Source organism: Cronbergia sp. UHCC 0137 (assembly GCF_034932285.1).
Taxonomy (GTDB): domain Bacteria; phylum Cyanobacteriota; class Cyanobacteriia; order Cyanobacteriales; family Nostocaceae; genus Cronbergia.
The window spans coordinates 1-26,866 of the sequence record NZ_JAYGHC010000032.1 but is presented as its reverse complement, the minus strand read 5'-3'; the positions used below and the strand labels follow the sequence as shown (position 1 = coordinate 26,866).

Sequence of the window (26,866 nt, the reverse complement as noted above, 5' to 3'; positions counted from 1 at the left end):
TAATCCAAAAGAAGCAAGGTACAGTGATACCGATCCTAATCCGTATAAAGATAATTTGTTGATCGAAAAACCACAATATACCTTATCGTACAATGGAACTACTAACACTGCTAATTGGGCTAGTTGGCAATTAGATAAATATTGGTTGTACATCAAAGGTAAAGGATATCCTATTGCAGACCAACAAAATAAGCGAAACTTCACTAAAGACCCCACACTTCCTCCTGATTTTGCTGCTATTACAAACCCTTATGGTGCAAAAGTTGATGGTGTTTCATACGATGGTGGACATTTGACACCAGTCTTACATCGAGGTAGATATAACAAAGATATAGTGGCAGTGAATTTGATATCAAATATTGTTCCACAACAGTCTGCTAATAATCAGAGAGAATGGAGAGCAATCGAAGATTTTGCGCGAAACTTGGTTACAAAAGGTAAAAAAGAAGTCTATATAACAGCAGGTACGGACGGGATTAAACAATTAAAAGATGGAAGTGGAGATGCCAAAGTAATAGCGAGTGGTGGCAATATTACCATTTCCGAAAATATTTGGGTAGCGATGTTAGTAATTGACCCAGATAAAGAACCTACAAATAATTCTTATACTATTGGTTTTTATCTGGAAAATCGTGAATACTCAAGACCTAGTGATCCAGCAGCAGGAATATCTAGTACTCCCAACGAATGGAAATCAACAGTTAAATCTGTTAATTGGATTGAGAATCAAACCGGATATGATTTATTCTCAAATATTGACAAAAAATTCCAAGAAAAAATTGAAGATAATACCGAGCTTTTTAGTAATGGTATTATCCCCACAGGATGGTCTCCTAAGTTATCCACGCCTTTAATGGGCGAGAAATTTATCGGGACAGATACTTATCAACAGCCTTTAGAGAATAGTTATTCTTTACTCACAAATTTGGCGATGCTCCACAACACTACCATCTGGCATAGTAGTTGTGATGTATATAATAGCTCCGCTGATATTGGCATTTTTAACACCAGTCAAATTAGCATCAGTGATGTCAGCACTTTCGAGAGAAGCTCCACTCAAATCAGCATCGGTGAGATTAGCACCAACCAAATTAGCAACATTCAAACCCACATTACTGAGATTAGCCCCACTCAGGTTGGCTCCTCTCAAAATGGCGGTGAACATTTCGGAACCACTAAAATTAGCCCCAACCAAGTTAGCACCACTGAAGTCACACTCAGTCCAATCGGAACCACTCAAGTTAGCGTAACTCAGGTCGGCACCTTCCAAGATAGCAGTAATCATCATACACTTACTAAAATTAGCCCTACTGAGGTTAGCACCAGTAAAATTGGTATAAGTAAAATCGGATTCACTCAAGTTGATACCACAAAGATTGACACCAGTCAAATCGCAGCTACTCAAGTCAACTTCCCTAAAGTCTCGCTCTCCAGCAGCATACCTTTCCAGCAACTCTTCAACTTCCAAGCTTGGCGAAAATTCTTCGTCTTCCACAACTCAACTCCTATAACTAACACATATAAAGATATACTTCTCAAGGTTACAATTTGAGCTTTTGCCTAAAGGGGATATATTGATGTAAAAACGCAAGTTATAGACTTCTCAAGTATAACCCACTAAATCTCTTCGACCCCACCTTCAACATCAACCTCCAAATCACCGACCTCCCCACCGGACAACTAGCCGAAGCCCAAATCACCAACTACGCCCAATACGGTCGCCCCAACAGTGGCACAATCCTCATTGACCATGATGCCAACGGAGTAGGCTGGTTCTCGGCATCCTCAACGGCGACTTCGACAGCCAAACCGACTGGACAACCCGTGGAGCAACCACCATCCTCAACTCCCACGCAGTCCTCACCGAAGACTCCCCCCTCCTGGGCAACCTCACCCAAACCTTCATCATCCCCGACAATGCCAAATACCTGCAATTCACCATCCTAGACACCCAACTAGGAACCAACAAACTTGCCCCCAACGATGCCTTTGAAGTCGCCCTCCTAGACACACAAACCCTCACCCCCCTAATCGGCACAGCCACCGGACTCACCCACACCGACTCCCTCCTCAACCTCCAACAAACCGGCAACACCTACTTCAGCAACAACGTCAAAATCGCAGGCGCAAACACCTCCGGCGACAAAATAGCCCTCAACACACCCCGCACCGTCAACATTGACATCAGCACCATCGCCCCCGGAACCCTAGCCACCCTCTACTTCGACCTCCTGGGCTTCGGAGCCAAAGATGCTAAAATAACCATAGATAACGTCATCCTCCTCAACGACGACCTCATCACCCCCATAGCCAACAACGACACAGCCACCACCGACCAAGGACAACCCCTACTCATCAACGTCCTAGCCAACGACAGCACCCCCAACGGCACAGTCCAACTAGGTACAGCAGCAAACGGCAACATTATCATCAACCCCGACAGCACCCTCACCTACACACCCAACAACAACTTCATCGGTACAGACACCTTCACCTACATCATCCTAGACAACAACGCCATCTCAAACGTTGCCACAGTCACCGTCACCGTCAACAACATCGCCCCCACGATCAACAACGTTACGGTAGAATCAAACATTCAAGAAGGTACAATCAGCACCTTCAGCGCCACAGCCACCGACCCTGGTAACGACCTCACCTATAATTGGAACTTTGGCGATGGAACAAATGCAGTAATTGGACAAAACGTCAATCACATCTTTGCTGACAACGGCATCTACACCGTTACCCTCACAGTCAGCGATACAAATGGTGCAAACACATCCCAAACAATAACCACCAACGTCAGTAACGTTGCTCCAGTTGTGCAAGCAGGTGTAGACATCACCACAGATGAAGGAACAGCCCCTCTCACCCTCAAATTTAATTTGCACGACTACTTGGTATAATATATTTATCTTCGTTTCTTTGAGGATTTGACCATGACAACTCAAGCAAAATCAATACTCCATGAAACCGATTATCAACAATGGATAGAAACTACATTACAGCATTTACGCAACCAAGATTTTAATCAATTAGATTTAGAGCATCTCATTGAAGAAATTGAAGCAATGGGCAAAAGTGATAAACGAGAATTACAAAATAGATTAATTATTTTACTAATCCACTTATTAAAATGGAAATATCAACCAGAAAATCAATCTAATAGTTGGTTGTCAACTATTGATGAACAACGTCGTCAAATTTTATTTATTTTTGAAGATAGCCCCAGTTTAGAAAAAAAATATCTGGATATGGTATTTAATAAATGTTATCAAATGGCTAGAAAATCTGCAAGCAAAGAAACTAAATTACCTATTAGTGTATTTCCTGATAGTTGCCCTTTTTCTCAACCTGAAATCTTCGATCTAGATTCTTATCCCTAAGAAGTTGTTTGAAAAGTCTAAATTCATACATTCCTTGGCGATTATAAATCGCGGCTACACAGACAAAACCCACCTATTCCTACGGAACGCTACGCGAACGTGGGTTCAAAAGCCTTGATTTTTCATTAGTCCACGCAGGTGGACTTCGTTTGTGTAGTAGCGAATTATATTCGCCGAAAACTTTTCAAACATCCTCTAACTGTATTGGGCAATAAATAAAATTTATAGTGTAAACTAATAATTAGTAATATTAAGAATTATAAAATTAATCATCAATGTCAAACTTTTCTGATAAGAGAAATCAACCCCGTATCATCGTCATTGGTGCGGGTATCGGTGGACTTACAGCCGGGGCATTATTGGCACACAGAGGTTATAATGTCCTGATTCTCGACCAAGCAATAGTTCCGGGTGGCTGCGCTTCCACATTTAAACGCCAAGGCTTTACCTTTGATGTCGGTGCAACTCAGGTTGCGGGTTTAGAACCAGGGGGAATCCACCACCGGATTTTCTCAGAATTGGAAATAGATTTACCCCCAGCTACCCCTTGTGACCCCGCTTGTGCAGTCTATCTTCCTGGGGAAGTCACACCCATCAACGTTTGGCGTGATCCTGAAAAATGGCGAGAAGAACGCCAAAGACAGTTTCCTGGTAGTGAAGGGTTTTGGCAACTATTAGCCACTTTATTTAATCCTAGTTGGGAATTTCAAGGACGTGATCCAGTTTTACCACCCCGTAATTTATGGGATTTGTGGCAGCTAACTAAGGCGTTGCGTCCTAATACCTTGATTACAGCACCCTTTACTTTTATGACTGTGGGTGATGCTTTGCGGTTGTATGGTTTGGGTAATGATTATCGACTCAGAACATTTTTAGATTTACAACTCAAACTTTATTCTCAAGTCAATGCTGAAGAAACAGCTTTACTTTATGCTGCCACAGCTTTGAGTGTATCCCAACTACCCCAAGGATTGTTTCACCTCCAAGGTAGTATGCAGGTACTAAGCGATCGCCTGGTTGAATCCTTGCAAAGAGATGGTGGCAAATTGTTAATGCGTCACACCGTAGAACAGATTCAAGTTGAAAATGGTCAAGCTATCGGTGTAGTGATTAAAAATCAGAAAACCGGGGAAATCTCAACTCAAGCGGCAGATCATGTAGTAGCTAATGTCACCGTTCAGAATTTAGTCCAGTTATTAGGAAATAAAACCCCATCAGGATATCAACAGCGCGTAGAAAAACTACCACCATCATCAGGGGCTTTTGTGGTTTATTTAGGTGTAGATGCCAGTGCAATTCCCGCAAATTGTCCACCTCACCTGCAATTTATGTATGATGCCAATGGCACAATTGGCGAAAATAATTCCCTGTTTGTCTCCGTCAGTCATCCAGGAGATGGTCGCGCCCCAGAGGGAAAAGCCACAATTATCGCTTCTTCTTTTGTTAATACCACACCTTGGGAGAAAAGTCAAGATTATCCAGGGTTAAAACAACAATATACCCAAGAAGCAATTTCTCGTCTTTCTGAATATTTTCATTTGAAACCAGAAACAATAATTCATGTAGAAGCAGCTACACCCCGGACTTTTGCTAATTACACGGCACGCGATCGCGGTATTGTTGGTGGTATAGGTCAAAGAATCCCCACCTTTGGACCATTTGGTTTCGCCAATCGCACCCCCATTAACCATCTCTGGCTAGTTGGTGATTCTACTCATCCAGGGGAAGGTACAGCAGGAGTGAGTTATTCAGCCTTAACAGTAGTAAGGCAAATTTGTCAATCAAATAGACATCTCCAGGAAAAAAGGTAAAGACGTTCCATGGAAGGTCTCTACAAGGGTTTTAGAAAATCCATATTTAATTTTCATCAGATGTCTAATAGTTACTGACCTTCTCTTAATGCCTTCTGATAACCAATGACTGCTTGAGTTTGATTAGAATAATCAATAAATTGACTTAATAAATAGAAATCTAAATCTGGTAATAATTGACTGCGTTCAATTTGTTGGTATTTCCCATCAGTAAAATGATAAATCAAAAACTGGTTATTTTTCCAAAACCATACCTCAGAAACACCTAATCCTTCATAGACTTTCAGTTTATCAACACCACCGCTAGTCAGGGCAATTTCTAAAGCAATATCAGGAAACTCTGAAAATTCTCCCAGATAATAACATTCATCTGCTTCTAATCCTCTTTCTTTAGCTTGTTTACGAAAGGTTGTATTTCCGTAACCATTCAGATTAATTTGTTTTTCTAGAGCGAATATTTCAATTAAACGAGCAATAATTGTTTTTAATCTTTCATGTTCAGAGGAAGTTCCCATAATTTCTAATGTTCCTTCTAAATAAATCATTCTTAACCCAGGAAATTGATCAATAAATAGATTTACCAGGGTTTCATATTGCTCCCAAGTTACTCCATAGAGTAAGATGCGATTGTCTGTAGTATCAGCGATTTGGTTTAAGAGTTGCATTATAAATTTCCTACTTTCTCAAGCTACCCTGTACACACATGACCTTTACATTAATCTTAGGAGGGAGGATTTTAAAAGTTTTTTACCTCCCTTGTCTCCTTACAAACTTGGTGATGGCAGAGATTCTTCAGGTGGAGGTGATAGATCAGGTAATACTTCAGGTGATGGCTCAGGATTGAGCAGTTGCCTCCAAGTACGAATTTGTTCTTGAGCTTGCCTGTAGATATTACTACTACGAGGAATCAACTGAGCAGTATCAATGGCTTTGGCAATATCACCCTCACTTTCAGAACTGGCTATTTGTAATAATTGCTGACTCCATTGATCAATTGCAAAGTTGGCATCCATCCGTAAAACATTATTTTTTGACACCCGATTAGCTAATCGTATCGCTTCCACCAAACTTTGGGGAGTGCTTGCTGCTGCTAATGCTTGGGCTTTTTTCCAATTTTGTTGATCAGATATTTGCTGTTGCCAACCATTTATAGCCGTTTTTGCTTGATTGGCCAGCGCCCGTTTGGAAGAGGCTATCCTTTGAATTGTAGCAATAGCACCAGGTAAATTTCCACTATCAGCTAATGCTTGGGCCTGATCTAAATAAGGTTGATCTTCAATTCTTTGAATTTTTCCCGTCCATTCCCGAATTTTACTCCTGGCTTGGGAATATAGCGCTCGATCAGAGGAAATTTGACTAGCTTCAGCGATCGCTGTTCGCAAAGAGTTAGTATCATCTAATATGGCGATCTGTTCAGCCCGATCCAAAAACGGTTGATCCTCAATCGTCTGTACCTGATAATTCCAGCGTTCTAACTCTTTCTGGGCTTCTTGAGCGCGGGGATTGGTCGTGGGGATTAGCTGCACTTCGGAAATTGCTGCTGCTAAATCGTTAATAGTTCCTTGACTAGCTAAGGTTCGGGCTTTTTCTAACCTGGCAACATCTTCAATTTCTAATTGCCAACTAGCTATTAATTGTTGGGCTTGGTCGTATACACCCCTAGAAATATCAATCTGTTGGGCTTGAGAAATAGCCGCTTCTAAACCAGAAATGTCACCAGTAAAAGCACTTTTTTGTGCCTCACCCAGGGCAATAAAATCATCAACTTCTATCTGCAATTTTTCCAGTTTCGGAATTTTTCTGGCAATTCCCAACGCTGTATCAGCATCCCGTTGATCCATCTTCCTTTGTGCCAATTTCAGCATTCTGCGGCCAAATCCCAGAATCAATTCCTGAGCCTTTTGATACAAATAACTATCTGGCTTAATCGACTCAGCCAACTGGATGGCTTTAAGGACATCATTTACCCTGTTGCTTTTCGCTAGATTTTCGGCTTTGTAGAGTTGATCGCCATCATCCCGTGCTGTGATAATAATCCGATTCAATTGGTCGTACTTTGTAGTTGCCCAATATTTATTATCCACACGCAACAGTTTAGCTGCCAGCATAAAAGCAGATTGCCAATGTCTTTGACGCAGTTCTTTCTCTGCTTCTTGGTACATTCCCTCTGCCCTTGTCCAAATAGATTGCCATTTAGCTATTTGTTGATCCACCAATTGCTGAGAAGTCAAATCTTCTGGGATTTGATGAGCAGTAGCGATCGCTTCCTTTAAATTCCCCGATTGGAAACTCTGGTCAGCTAACCGTAAAATATCCCGTGACCATTCCTCTAAAAAACGATCAATTTCCCCCCGTAAAGGGTGATTCCCCGGCAAAGATCTCACCAGAGCGATCGCTTGCAACAAATCCTTCACCGACTGCTTAGAAGCCGCCAACTGAGCGCAATGTAACCTTACCGATGCACTAGCCAAAGGCCAAAAAATCGCCGGACAATTAGGCGCTGTTGGTAATTTGAGCAGCATTGCCGTTGCCATAAACCCTATACTGCCAGGAATCAACGTCAGCAACACTGCCCACACAATCCAGCTTTTCAGCCAGCGCGATCGCATCACTGTAGAATGACTAGGTTCAAAATTAGCTTCTGAATCGTTATTTATAGATAATCCGGCCGGATTTTGCTTTTTTCTTTGCTTCACAGACTTAGAATTATAACCAGTAGCTGGGACACCAGAATTTTGAGATTTTCCAGCTTGTGGAGTTGGGGATGAGTTCTTATTTATATCTGGCTTTCTTGCTCTGGCTAGAGACCAACCTTCTGGAATATCCCGCTCTGTCATATCTCACACCAAAGTAATTAAATAGCATTCAGACCAATAATGCCACTTTTGCCATATTACCTTCCCTATGATTAAAAAGCTATCTTGCTAAATTAATCTTTTCATCAAGTTTTATCCTAATGACGAAGATTCTACCTGCAAATCAACAATTAATTGAGTCAGATGATCCTTATTAGCCTGATAAACAGTCCCGCAAAATTCACAAATCGCCTCAGCACCATCATCTTTAACAATCATATCTTGCAACTCATCCCGCCCTAAAATTTTCAGCGCCCCCAATACCCGATCAAAAGAACAACCACAGTGAAAGCGCAAAATTTGACTTTCAGGAAAGATATGTAACCCCATATCCCCCAGTAAATCAGTAAAAATATCCGTCAAAGACTTACCCGCTTGCATTAACGGCGTAAACCCTGACAAAGCAGCCACCCGTGATTCTAATATTTCAACCAAAGCCTCATCTCTAGCCGCTTTCGGTAACACCTGCACCAAAATTCCTCCCGATGCCGTCACTCCCCCTTCCCCCACAAACACACCCAAAACCAAAGCGGAAGGAGTTTGTTCTGAATTTAGCAGATAATGAGCCACATCTTCACCAATCTCCCCAGAAACAAGTTCAACCGTACTAGAATAGGGAAAACCATAACCAATATCCCGAACAACATAGAGATAGCCACTACCCACAGCGCCCCCTACATCCAGTTTACCCTTAGCATTGGGAGGTAATTCCACAGATGGATTATGTACATAACCCCGCACAGTTCCATCCAATCCTGCATCGACCAAAATTCCACCCAAAGGCCCATCGCCCTTAACTCGAACATTGACCCTAGACCCCACACGTTTCATACTAGAAGCCATCAACAGTCCTGCTGACATAGTACGCCCCAATGCTGCCGTAGCCACATAAGAAAGTTTATGTCGCACTCGTGCCTCTTCAGTTAAGCGTGTAGTAATCACCCCTACCGCCCGAATACCACCATCAGCCGCCGTAGCGCGAATTAATTGATCCGCCATGAAAAACCTTACAATTCTCAAGAAGAGGACTTTTTTATTTTAAACCAATCATCAATCATGATCACGGATTCAATGGATTACACTGATGACACGGATTTGAAGATTATTTAATCACGATCACGGTTTCAATGGATTACATTGATGACACGGAATGGACGATCATCCAATCACCAATCACCAATCACCAATCACCAATCACCAATCACCAATCACCAATCACCAATCACCAATCACCAATCACCAATCACCAATCACCAATCACCAATGCTAGGTACATTTCAACAAAGCCAACTGCGAATCGAAATCCAAGCATCCGCCGATGCTATTCATGACAGCATATTACATCCAGCCGAACTAAAAAAATGGCTCTTAGGACAAACTTTTTCCCAGGGAATACCAGAAGAACTGCAACCCGGATCTCACTTTACCACTTGGACAGGTCCAATTCAGATTGATCATCACGTAGATGTCGTTAAACCTAATTGTTTGCGCTTACTTCTGAGTGGCAGTATAGACGGCTTTCACGAATGGTACTGGGGGGATGGTTGGGTACAATCTCGTTTAGAAGGTATATCAATGTTACCCATCAATTTAGCTCAAACCCTCAGTTTATTCAGCTTGCGTCAATATTTAGCGACTCAAAAACCATCAGAAAATCCTACTAAATAAATTATACCTTCTTGTAGATAGAGCAGCCAAGATACCCACCCCAATTATACTCGATACGGCTGAGATTTGAACTTGAAAACATCATAGCCCCCTCTCCGCTTGCAGGTTTTTATTTAGCAAAACGGTCTTTTTTAAACGAAGAGAATGAAATACATCATAGCCCCCTCCTCGCTTGCGGGGAGGGGGTTGGGGGTGGGGTTCTTGTATTCTCGCTTAACAACCGCTATATCCAAATTAAAAGCTTATTAGTCTACCTTTTAAATTTTCGTTCCAAAAAAGCCATAATTTGCTCCCATGCTGAGGTAGCAGCAACAGCATCATAACGATAACCATCATCTCTCATAAAAGTGTGTTCCGCTTCATAACAAAAAAATTGATGATGAATTTTCGCATTTTCTAAAGCCTTAATTATAGTATGTCTATCATTTTCAGAAATATGCGGATCTTGATTTCCAAAAATTAACAACATTTCTCCTTTTATTTCTTCAAATCGGTGGATGGTATCTGCTACACCTTTACCCAACTTACCAATAGGAATACCTGTAGGATAGCAAGAAACACAAGCTTTAATTTCACTTTCAAAAGCAGCACGAACAGCCAAATGTCCACCAATACAAAAACCCAAAGTTCCAATTTTATCAGTAATAACTGAACTATCATCTTTGAGAAAATTAATCACAGCACGAGAATCAGCATCATATTCAGAAATTAACGTCCGTCGTGCATCATCATTACCGCGCATTCTCCCAAGATCATTAGGTTCAATTACAGAACCCAAAGGTTCAATCCGGTGAAAAATTTCCGGTGCTGCGACAACATAACCAAAACCAGCTAAATAATTAACTAAACGAATTATTGCATCACCTAATTGATAAATATCGCTATAAAAAACAATCCCTGGATATTTACCCTCTGGTTTAGGAGAAGCAACATAAACCCGCATTAAACTATCATCAACTCTTAATTCTATATTACGTTTAACAATTTGCATTTTTTGTTTTTTGGTAATGTGTTATGGTGTTTTATAGGTTGAGCAAAATACAAAAACCCCACCCCGAATCCCCTCTTTTTCGGAGAGGGCTGATCATGTATACTCCGCAAGGGCGTAAATTGAGCTTTTACTTAAAAAGGATATATGGATTAGGACTTATGCAAAAAACCTCTCAAACTCTTATTTCTCCGTGTCCTCTGCGTCCTCTGCGGTTTGACATTCCGTAATTCGTGCGTAAGTCCTATGAATGTAAAAACGCAAGTTATTACCTTGTCAAGTATATCTAATTCAAGTGCATAAGTAGATAAACAGAAAAAATTCAAGGTATGTAAAGAAAAGTAAAATCGCCCAAAACTCTCTTCCTGTTACCTGTTACCTGTTACCTGTTACCTGTTACCTGTTACCTGTTACCTGTTACCTGTTACCTGTTACCTGTTACCTGTTACCTGTTACCTGTTACCTGTTACCTTCCCCCAACGACAATTTTTAACGCCCACCTACTTACGGCTATATTTTGTAATTCTTGAGATTTAATAGTAATCAGTAAAATTTTCCAGATATCCAACTTTTCTTTATCAATATTTAAAAATTTTTGTTATTCTCAATTTTCAAGAACATTTAATCTTGTAACATCGCCTAATTTCTAATTTAATCAATAACTAATTAGGGCTTTCACTAAAATCTATTTATTCAGTGGTTTGACTACCATAACTGAACAATTAACCTCTTCCACCACTTGACTACTAACAGAACCTTTCACAATTCGCGTCATTCCTGTTAAACCCCGACTACCAATTACCACTAAATCAGCTTTATAAATATTAGCTAACCGCACAATTTCATCAGCCGGATCACCTGTCACCATTTCTAGTTCACTTTTAACTGATAACTTGTCTTGATAAGATTGGAGACGCTTTTCGATTTGAAAATAAGAAAAATTGGCTGACTCTGACTGAGGAATATCTGCTGGTAATTCCATTTCTGACTCTGGTGTAGAAAATACATGACAAAGAATAACTTTAGTGTCTGGTAATAGCACTAAATCATTTAAAGTCTGAATTACTCGTTCAGTAATTTCCGAGCCATCCATGGCTACTAAAATAGTTTTTAACACGCCTTTATTTCCTCAGAGTAGACCCCTTCTAACAATTAGAGATTTTAGATTAACCGTAGGGGTGTGATAAGTAGCTTAATGCCCTTAATTACCCCTACTAACAGGCTATTCTTAAAATCCCACACAATAACTAACTATCCCAAATTATTATTAAATAGTGATTTCTCGGTGTTTTAGTTGGGTAAAGTCACAGGGTTTTATTATGCACCTATTTAGTGACTTTTGCCAACTAAATTACTCTTCCTCCTCAACTCGTCGCCTTACAGAATCGGCATGGGAAGGTAAACCTTCGGCGGTAGCTAGAACATCGATCGCACTAGCTACGTTTTTCAATGCCGTTTGTGTGTACTGAATAATACTAGAGTGCTTGAGGAAGGTTTCCACACCCAAGGCAGAAGCATAGCGGGCTGCACCGGAAGTAGGCAAGGTATGGTTAGGCCCTGCCAAGTAGTCTCCTACTGCTTCTGGGGTAGAATAACCGAGAAAAATAGCCCCAGCGTGGCGAATTTGAGTGATTAAAGCCCAAGGATCTTTAACCTCTAATTCTAAATGTTCGGGGGCAAATTCGTTGGATAATTCTGCTGCGGCTTCTAGGGATTCCACAACTACAATTAATCCATAGTGAGCGATCGCTTTCTCTGTGTCTATCCGTCGGGGGTGATTTACCAGTTGTCTTTCTACTGCTAGTTTGACGTTTTTTGCTAACCCGGCATCTGTTGTTAACAAAATTGCCGCCGCCATGGGATCATGTTCGGCCTGTGCCAATAAATCCGCAGCAACATGGACGGGATTGGCTGCTTCATCAGCAATAATTAGCACTTCACTAGGCCCCGCCAAGGAATCAATGCCCACTGTACCATAGACTAATTTCTTCGCCAAAGTTACATAAATGTTACCCGGTCCAGTAATTACATTGACCTTGGGAATTGTTTCTGTACCATAGGCTAAAGCCGCGATCGCTTGAGCGCCTCCAACCCGATAAATCTCCTGTACACCAGCTTCTTGGGCAGCTACCAAGACGGCTGGATTAATTGTTTTCCCCGCCCCCGGTGGAGTCACCATAACTACACGGGGTACACCCGCAACTTTAGCGGGAATCGCATTCATCAGTACGGTACTAGGATAACAGGCACGACCACCGGGTACATATAAGCCCGCCCGGTCTACAGGGGTGTAGCGTTTACCCAGTACCACTTCATCGTCGCCAAACTGTACCCAGCTTTTTGGTACTCGTTGACGGTGAAAGGCCTCAATGTTGCGGCAAGCTAACCGAATCGCTACCAGCAAATCTTTTGACACCTGCTGGTAAGCAGCATCCAACTCTGAACCTGTCACCCTTAGTTCTTCTGGCTTCAAGCTTCGTTGATCAAATTCGGCTGTGTAGTGCAATACAGCTTTATCGCCTTGGCGTTTCACTGCTTGCAAGACTTCCCGCACGGTGGCCTCTTTGTGAACCACCTGCTCATTTTGGGTGCGATCGCAGATCCGTTGCAGTTCTGCTCTAACCTCTGCCTGCTGAGTAATAATTCGCAGCATGGAGTAACGACTATGCCAAAATTAGAATATTCTCACCTGAAAATTAGTCAGAGTTGTTTCCCTTGAGGATCAAGCTCTCTCTAATTCTCTTCTCTAGCTTAACCTGGATTTTTTTGATACTCCCAAGGTTTTCCAAATTATTGTTTGATTTTTTGGTTTGAGTACCTCATTCTAGCCTATTTCCCATCACCTTGGTTGCGAAATCACTAATCCTCCCCTGCCTCCCCTGCTTCCCCTGCCTCCCCTGCCCCCTGCCCCCTGCCCCCTGCCTTCTGCCCCCTGCCCCCTGCCCCCTATTCCCAATCTCCAATTTGGAAAAATTTTGGAAGAAATCTTCACATTGGCAATTTTTATGTTATATTAGTAAGCCTGGTAGTGTGTGTACATAATTAATAGTATTTTTTGGAATTGACTGTGGCGAATACAAAATCTGCTCTAAAACGCGCCGAAATCGGAGAACGTAACCGAGTTCGTAACAAAACATATAAATCGGCAGTAAGGACATTGATGAAAAAATACTTTACTGCTGTGGATGCTTATGCGGCCAATCCTACCCCAGAACTACAACAACAGGTAGAGGCTAGGATGTCAGAGGCTTACAGCAAAATAGATAAAGCTGTAAAGCGCGGTGTGTTGCATCCCAACAACGGGGCTAGGAAAAAGTCAAGATTAGCTCACAAACTGAAGCCAATCACCCAAACAGCATAATGGCAATTGGTCATTAGTCCTTAGTCATAAACTAACAAACTAATGTCCTAAACATCCCAATCAATGACTGCTACCCAAATCATGCGGCTGATAGACACCCACGTACATATCAACTTTGACCTATTCCAGTCAGATTTAGCAGCAGTGCGATCGCGCTGGCAGCAAGCCGGAGTAGTACATTTAGTCCATTCCTGTGTTCATCCAGGGGAATTTGTCAGCATCCAAGCCATAGCAGCCCAGTTTCCCGAACTTAGCTTTGCTGTTGGTTTGCACCCTCTAGATGCAGATAAATGGGATCAGCAAACAGCCGAGACTATCAAAACCTTGGCTAGAAGCGATGCCAAAGTGGTAGCAATCGGAGAAATGGGACTAGATAGCTACAAAGCAAATAACCATGACCAACAGATCATGGTTTTCGAGTCCCAACTAGCGATCGCCACTGAACTAAATTTACCAGTGATCATCCATTGCCGTGATGCAGCCGAACAAATGAGAGAGGTATTGCAAAAATGGCGAAAAGCTGAAGGAGAAAGGGTACGTGGCGTGATGCACTGTTGGGGAGGAACGCCAGAAGAGACAAAATGGTTTCTAGACTTAGGCTTCTACATCAGCTTCAGTGGCACAGTCACCTTTAAAAATGCCAAAGCCATCCAAGCCGCAGCAACTATAGTGGATAGCGATCGCCTATTAATAGAAACAGATTGCCCCTTCCTTTCACCCGTACCCAAACGAGGAGAAAAGCGCAACGAACCAGCCTACGTGCTGCACGTCGCCGAACAACTAGCCAAATTGCGGGGGGAAACAGTAGAAGCGATCGCTGAACAAACCACAAAAAACGCTTGCAAACTATTCGGACTAGCATGATCAACCTAGAAAATCTACTAATAACCAAAAATCCAACTCTAGGAAGATCAAGGAGAAAATAAGTAAAAATCCCAAAAATAATCCGCCATCATCCATTAATCCTGCAAATTCCTGATCAAGAATGTGCTAGAATTATTCCCTCCAAACCATTTTGCTTGCGCCATAATGATATAAGGAAGGAATTTATTATCTCTCGCTAGTAGCTACTAACCTGTGCTGTTATTAACTTTATTTTAGCCATACACCAGGTTCACAATTTATATTCATAATTTAACCTTTAATTATGAATCAATTGACTCCACCTACAATCTCTACAACAAGCGGATGCTCTCAATCAATAAAAAACCGTGGACACCTAGATTGATTTGCCATTTTGTCCAAAAGTGGGTCTTTGCGTATTGAACCTATAGAAAAAAATTGTTAAACGTAATTGCCTTGTGAGTAAAACCATAGTAATTCAAAGGCAGTCCTGACATAGCTTGTCATCTTGGGTATCTCACTGTGAGTATAGACGGTGTTTTTTCAAGACACAACAGTGTAGATCAGCAGATACAGATATAAAATAACGCGCCCTTTGGAATGTAGTGAGGAAAGCAAATCAAAACCAGGAAAAAACAATCACCTGCTCTTGTTATATCAAATTTTTAGCTGGGTTTTGGTGATCATTGCTGCCTAATGTAGGGTGATTGACCCCTTGTTAAAATCATCCATCTCCGATTTAATTGCTGCGGCCAATTAATCAAACATCAGGGATTAATGGCAAAAATCATAACTGACAACAAATAATTAATCAAAGTTTAACCAGGTTGACAAAGGTAGAGGCATGACTAACGAAACATATATGGAACCAGCCTTTCTATTGCCAGACTTAATTGAAATTCAGCGTTCGAGCTTTCGCTGGTTTTTAGAAGAAGGGCTAATAGAAGAACTGAACTCCTTTAGTCCGATCACAGACTACACTGGCAAACTAGAACTGCACTTTTTAGGTCATAACTATAAACTCAAAGAACCCAAATACAGCGTCGAAGAATCGAAACGACGGGACAGCACTTATGCAGTCCAGATGTATGTCCCTACACGGCTGTTAAACAAAGAGACAGGGGATATTAAAGAACAGGAAGTATTTATTGGTGATCTGCCCTTAATGACAGATAGGGGTACTTTCATTATTAACGGAGCAGAGAGAGTAATAGTCAACCAAATAGTGCGATCGCCAGGAGTTTACTACAAATCAGAAATAGATAAAAACGGCAGACGTACCTATTCAGCCAGCCTCATACCCAACCGGGGAGCCTGGTTAAAATTTGAAACCGACCGGAACGACCTAGTGTGGGTACGCATCGACAAAACCCGCAAACTATCATCCCAAGTCCTGCTCAAAGCATTAGGTTTATCAGACAACGAAATCTTTGATTCCCTACGCCACCCAGAATACTTCCAAAAAACCATTGAAAAAGAAGGGCAATTCTCCGAAGAAGAAGCCTTAATGGAGTTATATCGCAAACTGCGACCAGGAGAACCACCCACAGTTTTAGGTGGACAACAACTCCTAGACTCCCGCTTCTTTGACCCCAAACGTTACGACTTAGGACGAGTTGGCCGATATAAACTCAACAAAAAATTAAGACTTTCCGTCCCCGACACCATGCGCGTGTTGACCTCTGGGGATATTCTTGCCGCCGTAGACTACCTAATTAACCTAGAATACGACATTGGCAACATAGATGACATTGACCACTTAGGCAATCGCCGAGTCAGAAGCGTTGGAGAACTACTACAAAACCAAGTCAGAGTAGGCTTAAACAGACTAGAGCGGATCATTCGGGAACGGATGACCGTATCCGATGCCGAAGTCCTCACCCCAGCCTCCCTCGTCAACCCCAAACCCTTAGTAGCAGCAATCAAAGAATTTTTTGGTTCTAGCCAACTAAGTCAGTTCATGGATCAAACCAATCCCCTAGCAGAACTGACCCACAAACGCCGACTTAGCGCCTTAGGTCCAGGTGGTCTGACCCGTGAACGGGCAGGGTTTGCCGTGCGAGACATCCACCCCAGCCACTACGGGCGAATCTGCCCCATTGAAACACCAGAAGGACCCAACGCCGGACTAATTGGCTCTCTAGCCACCCACGCCCGCGTTAACTCCTACGGCTTCTTAGAAACACCCTTCAGACCAGTAGAAAACGGTCGGGTGCGATTTGATGTCCAACCAGTCTACATGACCGCCGACGAAGAAGACGACCTACGAACAGCCACAGGTGATATCCCCCTAGATGAAAACGGCTACATCAAAGGGCCACAAGTTCCCGTCCGCTATCGCCAAGATTGGGCAACCACCACCCCAGAACAGGTAGACTATGTAGCAGTATCCCCAGTGCAAATCGTCTCAGTAGCAACCAGCATGATTCCCTTCTTGGAACATGATGACGCTAACCGAGCGCTGATGGGTTCCAATATGCAACGTCAAGCAGTTCCCCTACTCAAGCCAGAACGTCCCCTAGTAGGGACTGGCTTAGAAGCGCAAGGAGCCAGAGACTCAGGGATGGTAATTGTTTCCCGCGCAGACGGCGACGTTGTTTATGCAGATGCCGCCGAGATTCGGGTCAGAACCAGAGAACAGGGGGACAATTCATCTCCTCCCCAAGAAATCAGATATACCCTTTCCAAATACCAACGTTCCAACCAAGACACCTGCCTGAACCAAAAGCCCCTAGTCCGCATTGGCGAAAAGGTAGTTGCAGGACAAGTATTAGCCGATGGTTCTTCCACAGAAGGGGGAGAATTGGCATTGGGACAAAACATCGTCGTTGCCTATATGCCCTGGGAAGGCTACAACTACGAAGACGCGATTTTAATTTCCGAGCGCTTGGTTCAAGATGATATCTACACCTCCATTCACATTGAAAAATTTGAAATTGAGGCTAGACAAACCAAACTTGGCCCAGAGGAAATCACCAGAGAAATTCCTAACGTCGGGGAAGATGCCCTCAGACAATTAGATGAACAGGGAATCATCCGCATTGGGGCTTGGGTAGAAGCCGGTGATATCTTAGTTGGTAAGGTGACACCCAAAGGTGAATCTGATCAACCACCAGAAGAAAAACTATTACGGGCGATATTTGGGGAAAAAGCCAGAGATGTCCGCGATAATTCCCTGCGAGTTCCCAACGGTGAAAAAGGCCGGGTAGTAGATGTCCGTCTGTTTACCCGTGAACAAGGGGATGAATTACCACCAGGGGCAAATATGGTAGTTCGGGTCTATGTAGCCCAAAAGCGGAAAATCCAAGTCGGCGACAAAATGGCAGGAAGACACGGCAACAAAGGGATTATTTCCCGGATTTTGCCGGCGGAAGATATGCCTTACCTACCTGATGGTTCACCAGTAGATATTGTGCTTAACCCCCTGGGTGTACCCAGCCGGATGAACGTTGGTCAGGTATTTGAGTGTTTGTTAGGTTGGGCGGGTCACAACTTAGGAGTCCGGTTTAAAATAACCCCCTTTGACGAAATGTATGGGGAAGAATCTTCCCGGCGCATTGTCCACGGCAAGCTACAAGAGGCTAGGGATGAAACAAGTAAAGACTGGGTATATAACCCCAATAACCCTGGAAAAATCATGGTTTTTGATGGACGTACCGGAGAACCCTTTGACCGTCCTGTAACCGTGGGAGTGGCTTATATGCTGAAATTGGTGCATTTGGTGGATGATAAAATTCACGCCCGTTCCACAGGACCTTACTCTCTCGTTACCCAGCAACCATTGGGTGGAAAAGCCCAGCAAGGCGGTCAGCGATTTGGAGAAATGGAAGTGTGGGCGCTGGAAGCTTTTGGCGCAGCTTACACCTTGCAGGAACTACTAACAGTGAAGTCAGACGATATGCAAGGGCGGAACGAAGCCTTAAATGCCATTGTCAAAGGCAAAGCCATTCCTCGTCCTGGAACTCCAGAATCTTTTAAAGTGCTGATGCGAGAATTACAATCTTTGGGCTTAGATATTGCCGTCCATAAGGTTGAGACTCAGGCAGACGGCAGTTCTTTGGATGTGGAGGTGGATTTGATGGCAGACCAAGCCAATCGCCGCACACCCCCCAGACCCACCTACGAATCTCTTTCCCGTGAATCTTTAGAAGACGAAGAGTAGGTAATGGGTAATGGGTGATGGGTGATGGGTGATGGGTGATGGGTCATGGGTAAGATTTTTATCCAATCACCAATCACAAATCACAAATTACGATCACGGATTTAATGGATTACACGGATGACACGGATTTAAAGATTATCCAATTACCAATCACCAATTACCAATCACCAATTACCAATCACCAATCCCCAATCACCAATCCCCAATCACCAATCCCCAATCCCCAATTACCAATTTTCATTTTTAATTATTATGAGACCCGCCCAAACTAATCAGTTTGACTACGTAAAAATCGGTATAGCATCACCTGAACGTATCCGTCAGTGGGGTGAGCGCACTTTGCCCAATGGCCAGGTTGTGGGTGAAGTTACTAAACCAGAGACGATTAACTATCGGACTCTGAAGCCAGAAATGGATGGCTTGTTCTGCGAGCGGATTTTTGGACCGGCGAAAGATTGGGAATGCCATTGTGGTAAATATAAGAGAGTGCGTCACCGTGGCATAGTTTGCGAGCGCTGTGGGGTAGAAGTTACTGAATCACGGGTACGCCGTCACCGCATGGGCTTTATTAAGTTGGCGGCACCGGTAGCTCACGTCTGGTATCTCAAGGGTATTCCTAGCTATATTGCTATTCTCCTAGATATGCCACTGCGGGATGTAGAACAAATCGTTTACTTCAATTCCTACTGTGTGCTTTCTCCAGGAAATGCGGACACCCTCAGTTACAAACAATTGCTAAGTGAAGACCAGTGGCTAGAAATTGAAGACCAAATTTATAGTGAAGATTCCCAATTGGTGGGAGTGGAAGTAGGCATTGGGGCTGAGGCGCTGCTGCGATTATTGGCAGATATTCAGTTAGAAGAAGAGGCCGAAAGTCTGCGGGAAGAAATTGGCAATGCTAAGGGACAGAAACGGGCTAAGTTGATTAAGCGGCTGCGGGTAATTGATAACTTTATCGCCACTGGTTCTAAACCAGAATGGATGGTAATGGCGGTGATTCCGGTGATTCCTCCAGATTTGCGCCCAATGGTGCAGTTGGATGGTGGTAGATTTGCGACCAGTGATTTAAATGATTTATATCGCCGGGTAATTAACCGCAACAACCGTCTGGCTAGGTTGCAAGAGATTTTAGCACCCGAAATCATTGTCCGTAACGAGAAGCGGATGCTGCAAGAGGCGGTAGATGCTTTGATTGATAATGGTCGCCGGGGCAGGACGGTGGTGGGGGCAAATAACCGCCCCTTGAAGTCTTTGTCAGACATTATCGAGGGTAAACAAGGACGATTCCGGCAAAACTTGTTGGGTAAACGGGTTGATTATTCGGGACGGTCGGTAATTGTGGTTGGTCCCAAGCTGAAAATTCACCAATGTGGTTTGCCAAGGGAAATGGCAATTGAGCTATTTCAACCATTTGTGATTAACCGTCTGATTCGCTCTGGGCTGGTGAATAATATTAAAGCGGCTAAAAAATTGATCTCTCGCAATGATCCTAGTGTGTGGGATGTGTTGGAGGAGGTGATTGAGGGACATCCGGTGATGTTAAACCGCGCTCCAACGTTGCACCGTTTGGGGATTCAGTCTTTTGAGCCAATTTTAGTAGAAGGAAGAGCAATTCAACTCCATCCTTTGGTGTGTCCGGCTTTTAACGCTGACTTTGACGGTGACCAAATGGCGGTACACGTACCTTTGTCACTGGAAAGTCAAGCAGAGGCGCGTTTATTGATGTTGGCTTCTAATAATATTCTGTCTCCGGCTACAGGTAAACCAATTATTACCCCTAGTCAAGATATGGTATTGGGGGCATATTACCTGACAGCAGAAAATCCGGCGGCAACTAAAGGTGCTGGTAATTATTTCTACTCTCTTGATGATGTAATTATGGCTTATCAACAAGATCAAGTAGACCTCCATGCTTATGTTTATGTGCGGTTTGATGGGGAGATGGAAACTAGTCAGCCGGATACTGAGCCGTTGGAAGTCGTTAAAAATGAAGACGGTAGTCAGACTCTGCTCTATAAATTCCGCCGTGTCCGCCAAGATGCCCAAGGAAATTTAATATCTCAATATATATACACAACTCCAGGTCGAGTAATTTACAACAAAGCAATTCAAGAAGCGATTGAATTTTAATCAGGATTTGGGGATTGGGGATTGGTGATGGGTCATTGGTGATGGGTAACAAGTTTCATGTTTCCCCCTGCCTCCCCTGCCTCCCCTGCCTCCCCTGCCCCCTGCCCCCTGCCCCCTGCCCTCTATTCCCTTTTACCAATGACAGAAAAAATTGTTTTTCGTAATCGTGTAGTTGACAAAGGTCAACTGAGAAAATTGATTTCCTGGTCTTTTACCCATTATGGGACAGCCCGGACTGCGGTAATGGCTGACAAGTTGAAGGACTTGGGCTTTCGCTATGCCACCAAAGCGGGTGTTTCTATTAGTGTAGATGATTTGATGGTTCCGCCTACTAAGCGATCGCTCTTAGAAGCAGCCGAAACCGAAATCCTCAGCACAGAAGCCCGATTTAAACGGGGAGAAATCACCGAAGTAGAACGTTTCCAAAAGGTAATTGATACCTGGAATGGAACTAGCGAAGCCCTAAAAGATGAAGTAGTCACCCACTTTAAACAAACAGATCCCCTCAACTCTGTGTATATGATGGCCTTTTCCGGCGCGAGAGGCAATATATCCCAAGTCCGGCAATTGGTGGGAATGCGGGGACTGATGGCTGATCCCCAAGGGGAAATTATTGACTTGCCTATCAAAACCAACTTCCGGGAAGGATTAACCGTTACAGAATATATTATTTCTTCCTATGGTGCGAGAAAAGGATTGGTAGATACAGCCCTCCGCACCGCCGACTCTGGATATCTCACCCGCCGTCTAGTAGACGTATCTCAGGATGTGATTATTCGGGAGTTTGACTGCGGTACAACCCGTGGTATTCCCATCCGGGATATGACCGAAGGTAGCAAGGTGTTGATTCCCTTAGCTAATCGGTTAATGGGTAGGGTAGTAGCAGAAGATATTATTCATCCTACCACCAAAGAAGTAGTCGCCCCACGTAACACACCAATTTCTGAAGAGATAATCGCAGAAATAACCAAAGCTGGTGTGACAGAAGTGATAGTTCGTTCTCCCCTCACCTGTGAAGCTGCTCGTTCTGTGTGTCAACACTGCTATGGCTGGAGTTTAGCCCATGCCAAAATGGTTGACCTGGGAGAAGCAGTGGGGATTATTGCTGCTCAAAGTATCGGTGAACCAGGGACACAATTAACCATGCGTACCTTCCACACCGGGGGAGTATTCACAGGGGAAGTTGCCCAACAGGTGAGATCCAAAATTGCCGGGACAGTAAAAATTCCCCGCAAACTGCGGACTAGGGTTCATCGCACCAGACACGGTGAAGACGCTTTATATGTGGAGGCTAATGGCTCCTTAACCATAGAAGCCAAAACCCCCGATGCCCACCAAGAAATTCAAGTAACCCAAGGCTCAACATTATATATAGTAGATGGGCAACAGGTACAGATCGGGCAGTTGTTAGCGGAAGTAGCCTTGGGAGGCAGAACCACCAGGACGAATACAGAAAAAGCCGTGAAGGATGTGGCCTCTGACCTGGCAGGAGAGGTGAAATTCGCGGATGTGGCATCGGAACAAAAAACCGACCGTCAAGGCAATACTACCAACACCGCCGCGAGGGGGGGATTGATTTGGATTCTTTCTGGTGAGGTGTATAACCTGCCCCCAGGAGCCGAGTTAGTTGTCAACAATGGTGATGCTGTTGCCACCAACGGGGTATTAGCAGAAACCAAATTAACGACGGTGCATGGTGGAGTAGTGCGGTTGCCAGAAGCCACTCCTGGTAAGGGAACAAGGGAAATTGAAATCATCACTGCTTCCGTAGTTTTAGACCAGGCAACGGTGACAGTTGAGAGTTCCCAAGGAAGGAATCACTATTTAATTACCACTGGCAACAATCAGGTCTTTAACTTGCGAGCTACCCCAGGAACAAAGGTACAAAATGGGCAGGTAGTAGCAGAGTTAATTGATGACCGTTATCGCACTACCACCGGGGGCTTTTTGAAGTTCGCTGGGGTGGAAGTGCAGAAAAAAGGTAAAGCCAAGCAAGGTTATGAGGTGGTGACAGGGGGAACACTGCTGTGGATTCCTGAAGAAACCCATGAAGTGAATAAAGATATTTCCTTGCTGTTGGTAGAAGATGGGCAATTTATCGAAGCTGGGACTGAGGTAGTTAAAGATATATTTTGCCAAACCAGTGGGGTGATAGAAGTTACCCAAAAGAACGATATTTTGCGGGAAGTGGTGATTAAGCCCGGTGAACTGTTGATGGTGGATGATCCAGAGGCGGTGATAGGCAGAAATGACACCTTTTTGCAACCAGGAGAAGAGTTACAAGGAACTGTGGCGACAGAGTTGCGCTACATCCAGTATATAGACTCGCCAGAGGGTCCAGCCTTGTTAAGCCGTCCGGTGGTTGAATTTGCTGTTCCTAGTAACCCAGATGTTCCTTCCACGACCTCAATTAGTCAACAAACCGGGCGTTCGATTCAGTTGCGGGCGGTACAGAGGTTGCCTTATAAAGACTCAGAACGGGTCAAATCTGTGGAAGGGGTGGAACTGCTGCGGACTCAATTGGTTTTAGAAATTGAGCAGGAAGGAGAACATGACCATAACGCCTCTCCTCTAACTGCCGATATTGAGTTAATAGCAGATGTAGATGCCAACGCAGTCCCTTATGGTGGAAACCACGCCACTTGGTTTAAGTCGGGAGATTTGGACAATGAAGTAGCAGACCTAGAAACAGTTCCGGCTGTGAGTGGGGATGGTGAAAATACACCAGAAGAACCGGTTGCCTCAGAACCACTAAGGCTGCAATTGGTGATTTTAGAGTCTTTAGTCATTCGTCGGGATATTGCCGCCGATGCTACCCAAGGTAGTACCCAAACCAGTTTAGAAGTAGAAGATGGACAAACCATTGCCCCTGGATCTGTGGTAGCCCGGACTCAAATTTTGTGTAAAGAGGGGGGGATAGTTAGGGGAGCGCAAAAAGGTAATGAACAATTGCGCCGTTGTTTGGTGTTGCGTCACAGTGACATGATTACGATGACGATTCCTAGCTTGCCCAAACTGAAGAAGGGCGATTTGTTGGTAGAAGGAACAGAAATAGTCCCTGGTGCGATCGCTCATGAATCGGGACGAGTGGTGGAAATAAAACCATCTGTGGGGTCTTCTGCTTCTGCTTCTTCTTCAGCCCTGGCTGAATCTGGCTCTTATACTCTGACTCTGCGGGTTGGCCGTCCTTATCGGGTCAGCCCTGGGGCGGTGTTGCAGGTAGAAGATGGGGATTTGGTACAACGGGGTGATAATTTGGTGCTGTTGGTGTTTGAACGGGCGAAAACAGGAGATATTATTCAAGGTTTGCCCCGGATTGAAGAACTGCTAGAAGCCCGTAAACCAAAAGAAGCCTGTATTTTGAACCGCCGGGCTGGAGAAGTGAAGGTGGTTTATGGAGATGGGGATGAGGCGATGCCTGCGGCTCGTGAAGCCTATGCTATTAAAGTTATAGAATCCAATGGTGCTGTGACTGACTATCCCCTTGGTCCTGGACAAAACCTGATAGTTCCTGATGGCGCTCACGTTTTGGTTGGTCAACCCTTGACTGATGGACCATGTAATCCCCATGAGATACTAGAAATCTTCTTTAGTTTGGGTAGTGTATCTGACAACTTGGAAGATGGGATTTATGCCTGTGCTAGTCATGCTTTGCAAAAGGTTCAAAACTTTTTAGTTAATGAGGTGCAAACGGTTTATCAGTCCCAAGGGGTTGAAATTTCTGATAAACACATAGAAGTTATTGTCCGCCAAATGACTAATAAGGTGCGGATTGATGACGGTGGCGACACCACTATGTTACCTGGTGAGTTGGTAGAGTTGCGCCAAGTTGAGCAGGTGAACGAAGCAATGGCAATTACTGGCGGTGCGAAGGCTCAATATACACCCATGTTGTTGGGGATTACTAAGGCATCTTTAAACACCGACAGCTTTATTTCAGCAGCATCATTCCAAGAAACCACCAGGGTGTTAACGGAAGCTGCCATTGAGGGCAAATCTGACTGGCTGCGGGGATTAAAAGAAAACGTGATTATTGGGCGGTTAATTCCTGCTGGTACTGGTTACAATACCTATGATGAACCAGGAGCAATTGAGGAATACACTACTGACCTTGGTAATGGGGTATTAGATGAAGTAGATGATCCCTTGGATATGGTGCTAGATGACCGCACTGCGAAGCTTTATAACTTAGATTCTCCTGGTTTGGGGGATGGTAGTTATGGTGGTAGACGCACCGAAAAGTCTATTTTGGATGATGAAGATGAGTTGATTGCTGATGAGGTCAGTGACCTTGTAGAGGAAGAAGAAGAGGAGGATGACGATTTTGAAGATGATGATGATGATGATTTCGATGATGAATAAAGGTAATTTATAACTCAATGTAAGTTGGATTAATATGCCTTAAACCCCTTTCCACGTCGGAAAGGGGTTTTTAATTTGTAGGGATCAAAATGGGCAGGGGGCAGGGGGCAGGGGGCAGGGGAGGCAGGGGGGCAGGGGAGGAATAAATCTTGTATACCAATCACCAATTACCAATTACCAATCACCAATTACCTTTCATAATGATTCTCTAACAAAGAGGCGATCGCTTGAGGATGAACTTCCTTGTATTGCTTTTTACCAAGCATTAAAATACAATTGGGTGCGCTGCTACAACGTTTTTGGCAATCGGTGTGTTCAATAGTTACTTTATCTAACAAACCGTGATTGCACAAAGTTTTTTCTAATTCAGATAATAATCCTTTACCACCCTTTTTAACGCAACCAGATTTTTGACAAACCATAATCTTGGCTTTGATTTGAGGTAGTCGATTTTCTAAGAGGGTGTTTGAAAAGTTTTGAGGGGTCATGTTTGCCAAGCTGGAAAGTCCCCTGGTAGCGCTCGCCATTGCACCCCTTCTAGCAAGACATAAAAAATCGCGTTCAAAACTTCCCACATATCGACTTCACGCTTGCGACCACCGGGTTTGGATTCTGGAATCATCTCACTCAGAAATTCATATTGTTCACGGGTCAGATTGCTGGGGTATGCCTTACTCATGTTGCTCTCTCGGTGCTGTCTATTATCTATTCATAGCGTATACTGAGAGGGCTTTTTTACAAACTGACCGACTTTTCAAACACCCTCTAAGCAAGATTGATTTTAAGAAGTGTTAATAGTGGGATCTATACCACACTCTTGTTTCTCTCTTCCTCTGCGTCTCTGCGTCTCTGCGTGAGATAAAAAAATGTAGTTAATTTATCTAAAAATTTCCGTAAACAGACCTTCTTAAAGCATCACTAACAATATAAAATAACCGTACCATCTACCAAATAACAAATGACCAAAAAACGCGAAAGAGCCGACCAAGACAGTCCATGGAAAGAAATATTAGAAGCATACTTTCCCCAAGCAATGCAATTTTTCTTCCCACGAACAGCCGCATTAATTAACTGGGAACGTCCCCACGAATTTCTAGATAAAGAATTTCAACAAATAGCCCGCAACGCTGAACAAGGAAGAAGATATGTAGATAAATTAGTCAAAGTGTGGCAACACCAAGGACAAGAAATTTGGCTATTGATACATCTAGAAATTCAGGCAAAATTAGAAGAACTCTTTCCTGAAAGAATGTTCTCCTACAACCTGCGAATTTTTGACTGTTTCGGTAAACCTCCC

General features: G+C 43.6%; 16 protein-coding genes and 4 pseudogenes. 11 read left to right on the top strand and 9 right to left on the bottom strand.

Annotation, left to right across the window (positions count from 1 at the left end; genetic code table 11):
• Window positions 1–55 precede the first annotated feature (55 nt).
• Window positions 56–751: pseudogene (locus VB711_RS16890) on the top strand (DNA/RNA non-specific endonuclease); the annotation flags it as partial.
• A 162-nt stretch (window positions 752–913) separates the two neighbouring features.
• Here VB711_RS16890 and VB711_RS16885 read toward each other — a convergent pair.
• On the bottom strand, window positions 914–1,495 hold the full coding sequence (locus tag VB711_RS16885) for a pentapeptide repeat-containing protein (RefSeq protein ID WP_323287370.1): 582 nt from the start codon (window positions 1,493–1,495) through the stop codon (window positions 914–916).
• A 274-nt stretch (window positions 1,496–1,769) separates the two neighbouring features.
• Between VB711_RS16885 and VB711_RS26495 the strand changes: the two genes are divergently transcribed.
• The 3 genes from VB711_RS26495 to crtD all read left to right on the top strand — a co-directional run bounded on the left by VB711_RS26495 (window position 1,770) and on the right by crtD (window position 5,200).
• Entirely contained in the window at window positions 1,770–2,909 is a 1,140-nt protein-coding gene (locus VB711_RS26495; protein ID WP_416233592.1) for a PKD domain-containing protein, read from the top strand.
• Between the two features lie 33 nt (window positions 2,910–2,942).
• The gene (locus tag VB711_RS16875; protein ID WP_323287335.1) at window positions 2,943–3,389 is read left to right on the top strand and encodes a DUF29 domain-containing protein; all 447 of its coding nucleotides are present in this window, start codon (window positions 2,943–2,945) and stop codon (window positions 3,387–3,389) included.
• Between the two features lie 275 nt (window positions 3,390–3,664).
• Entirely contained in the window at window positions 3,665–5,200 is a 1,536-nt protein-coding gene (crtD, locus tag VB711_RS16870; RefSeq protein WP_323287334.1) for a C-3',4' desaturase CrtD, read from the top strand.
• Window positions 5,201–5,271: 71 nt separating this feature from the next.
• Here the strand turns inward: crtD and VB711_RS16865 are convergent, their stop codons facing one another.
• The 3 genes from VB711_RS16865 to hslO form a co-directional block, all read right to left on the bottom strand.
• Window positions 5,272–5,865 (bottom strand): Uma2 family endonuclease, encoded by a 594-nt coding sequence (locus tag VB711_RS16865; RefSeq protein ID WP_323287333.1) that lies wholly within the window; start codon window positions 5,863–5,865, stop codon window positions 5,272–5,274.
• A 99-nt stretch (window positions 5,866–5,964) separates the two neighbouring features.
• Window positions 5,965–8,037, bottom strand: a complete 2,073-nt coding sequence (locus VB711_RS16860; RefSeq protein WP_323287331.1) for a chromosome segregation ATPase — start codon at window positions 8,035–8,037, stop codon at window positions 5,965–5,967.
• A gap of 111 nt (window positions 8,038–8,148) precedes the next feature.
• Window positions 8,149–9,054, bottom strand: a complete 906-nt coding sequence (gene hslO / locus VB711_RS16855) for an Hsp33 family molecular chaperone HslO (RefSeq protein WP_323287330.1) — start codon at window positions 9,052–9,054, stop codon at window positions 8,149–8,151.
• Window positions 9,055–9,318: 264 nt separating this feature from the next.
• Between hslO and VB711_RS16850 the strand changes: the two genes are divergently transcribed.
• Complete coding sequence (locus tag VB711_RS16850) at window positions 9,319–9,723, top strand: hypothetical protein (RefSeq protein WP_323287369.1); 405 nt, start codon at window positions 9,319–9,321, stop codon at window positions 9,721–9,723.
• 250 nt (window positions 9,724–9,973) lie between these two features.
• On the opposite strand, the gene VB711_RS16845 is transcribed toward VB711_RS16850, so the two are convergent.
• From VB711_RS16845 to hisD, 3 genes are all read right to left on the bottom strand, one after another.
• Window positions 9,974–10,714, bottom strand: coding sequence for a dienelactone hydrolase family protein (locus VB711_RS16845; RefSeq protein WP_323287328.1), 741 nt, complete (start codon window positions 10,712–10,714; stop codon window positions 9,974–9,976).
• A gap of 682 nt (window positions 10,715–11,396) precedes the next feature.
• Entirely contained in the window at window positions 11,397–11,828 is a 432-nt protein-coding gene (locus VB711_RS16840) for a universal stress protein (protein ID WP_323287327.1), read from the bottom strand.
• A 234-nt stretch (window positions 11,829–12,062) separates the two neighbouring features.
• Complete coding sequence (gene hisD / locus VB711_RS16835) at window positions 12,063–13,364, bottom strand: histidinol dehydrogenase (protein ID WP_323287326.1); 1,302 nt, start codon at window positions 13,362–13,364, stop codon at window positions 12,063–12,065.
• 414 nt (window positions 13,365–13,778) lie between these two features.
• Here hisD and rpsT point away from each other — a divergent pair, with 414 nt between their 5' ends.
• From rpsT to VB711_RS16810, 5 genes are all read left to right on the top strand, one after another.
• Window positions 13,779–14,072, top strand: a complete 294-nt coding sequence (gene rpsT, locus VB711_RS16830; protein WP_323287325.1) for a 30S ribosomal protein S20 — start codon at window positions 13,779–13,781, stop codon at window positions 14,070–14,072.
• A gap of 81 nt (window positions 14,073–14,153) precedes the next feature.
• A complete protein-coding gene (locus VB711_RS16825; RefSeq protein ID WP_323287367.1) occupies window positions 14,154–14,936 on the top strand; it encodes a TatD family hydrolase in 783 nt (260 codons plus the stop codon).
• Between the two features lie 823 nt (window positions 14,937–15,759).
• A complete protein-coding gene (gene rpoB / locus VB711_RS16820) occupies window positions 15,760–19,077 on the top strand; it encodes a DNA-directed RNA polymerase subunit beta (protein ID WP_323287324.1) in 3,318 nt (1,105 codons plus the stop codon).
• Between the two features lie 252 nt (window positions 19,078–19,329).
• On the top strand, window positions 19,330–21,207 hold the full coding sequence (locus VB711_RS16815) for a DNA-directed RNA polymerase subunit gamma (protein ID WP_323287323.1): 1,878 nt from the start codon (window positions 19,330–19,332) through the stop codon (window positions 21,205–21,207).
• 138 nt (window positions 21,208–21,345) lie between these two features.
• On the top strand, window positions 21,346–25,569 hold the full coding sequence (locus VB711_RS16810) for a DNA-directed RNA polymerase subunit beta'' (RefSeq protein WP_323287322.1): 4,224 nt from the start codon (window positions 21,346–21,348) through the stop codon (window positions 25,567–25,569).
• Window positions 25,570–25,757: 188 nt separating this feature from the next.
• On the opposite strand, the pseudogene VB711_RS16805 reads toward VB711_RS16810, so the two are convergent.
• Window positions 25,758–26,024, bottom strand: a pseudogene (locus VB711_RS16805) ((2Fe-2S) ferredoxin domain-containing protein); the annotation flags it as partial.
• A 32-nt stretch (window positions 26,025–26,056) separates the two neighbouring features.
• Window positions 26,057–26,248 (bottom strand): annotated as a pseudogene (locus VB711_RS16800) (transposase); the annotation flags it as partial.
• A 279-nt stretch (window positions 26,249–26,527) separates the two neighbouring features.
• On the opposite strand from VB711_RS16800, the pseudogene VB711_RS16795 reads away from it, so the two are divergent.
• Window positions 26,528–26,866: pseudogene (locus VB711_RS16795) on the top strand (hypothetical protein); the annotation flags it as partial.

Coding starts and splice junctions, on each gene's coding strand:
- VB711_RS16875 (WP_323287335.1), top strand. CDS start 2,943: ATGACAACTCAAGCAAAATCAATACTCCATGAAACCGATTATCAACAA.
- crtD (WP_323287334.1), top strand. CDS start 3,665: ATGTCAAACTTTTCTGATAAGAGAAATCAACCCCGTATCATCGTCATT.
- VB711_RS16865 (WP_323287333.1), bottom strand. CDS start 5,865: ATGCAACTCTTAAACCAAATCGCTGATACTACAGACAATCGCATCTTA.
- VB711_RS16860 (WP_323287331.1), bottom strand. CDS start 8,037: ATGACAGAGCGGGATATTCCAGAAGGTTGGTCTCTAGCCAGAGCAAGA.
- hslO (WP_323287330.1), bottom strand. CDS start 9,054: ATGGCGGATCAATTAATTCGCGCTACGGCGGCTGATGGTGGTATTCGG.
- VB711_RS16850 (WP_323287369.1), top strand. CDS start 9,319: ATGCTAGGTACATTTCAACAAAGCCAACTGCGAATCGAAATCCAAGCA.
- VB711_RS16845 (WP_323287328.1), bottom strand. CDS start 10,714: ATGCAAATTGTTAAACGTAATATAGAATTAAGAGTTGATGATAGTTTA.
- hisD (WP_323287326.1), bottom strand. CDS start 13,364: ATGCTGCGAATTATTACTCAGCAGGCAGAGGTTAGAGCAGAACTGCAA.
- VB711_RS16825 (WP_323287367.1), top strand. CDS start 14,154: ATGCGGCTGATAGACACCCACGTACATATCAACTTTGACCTATTCCAG.
- rpoB (WP_323287324.1), top strand. CDS start 15,760: ATGACTAACGAAACATATATGGAACCAGCCTTTCTATTGCCAGACTTA.
- VB711_RS16815 (WP_323287323.1), top strand. CDS start 19,330: ATGAGACCCGCCCAAACTAATCAGTTTGACTACGTAAAAATCGGTATA.
- VB711_RS16810 (WP_323287322.1), top strand. CDS start 21,346: ATGACAGAAAAAATTGTTTTTCGTAATCGTGTAGTTGACAAAGGTCAA.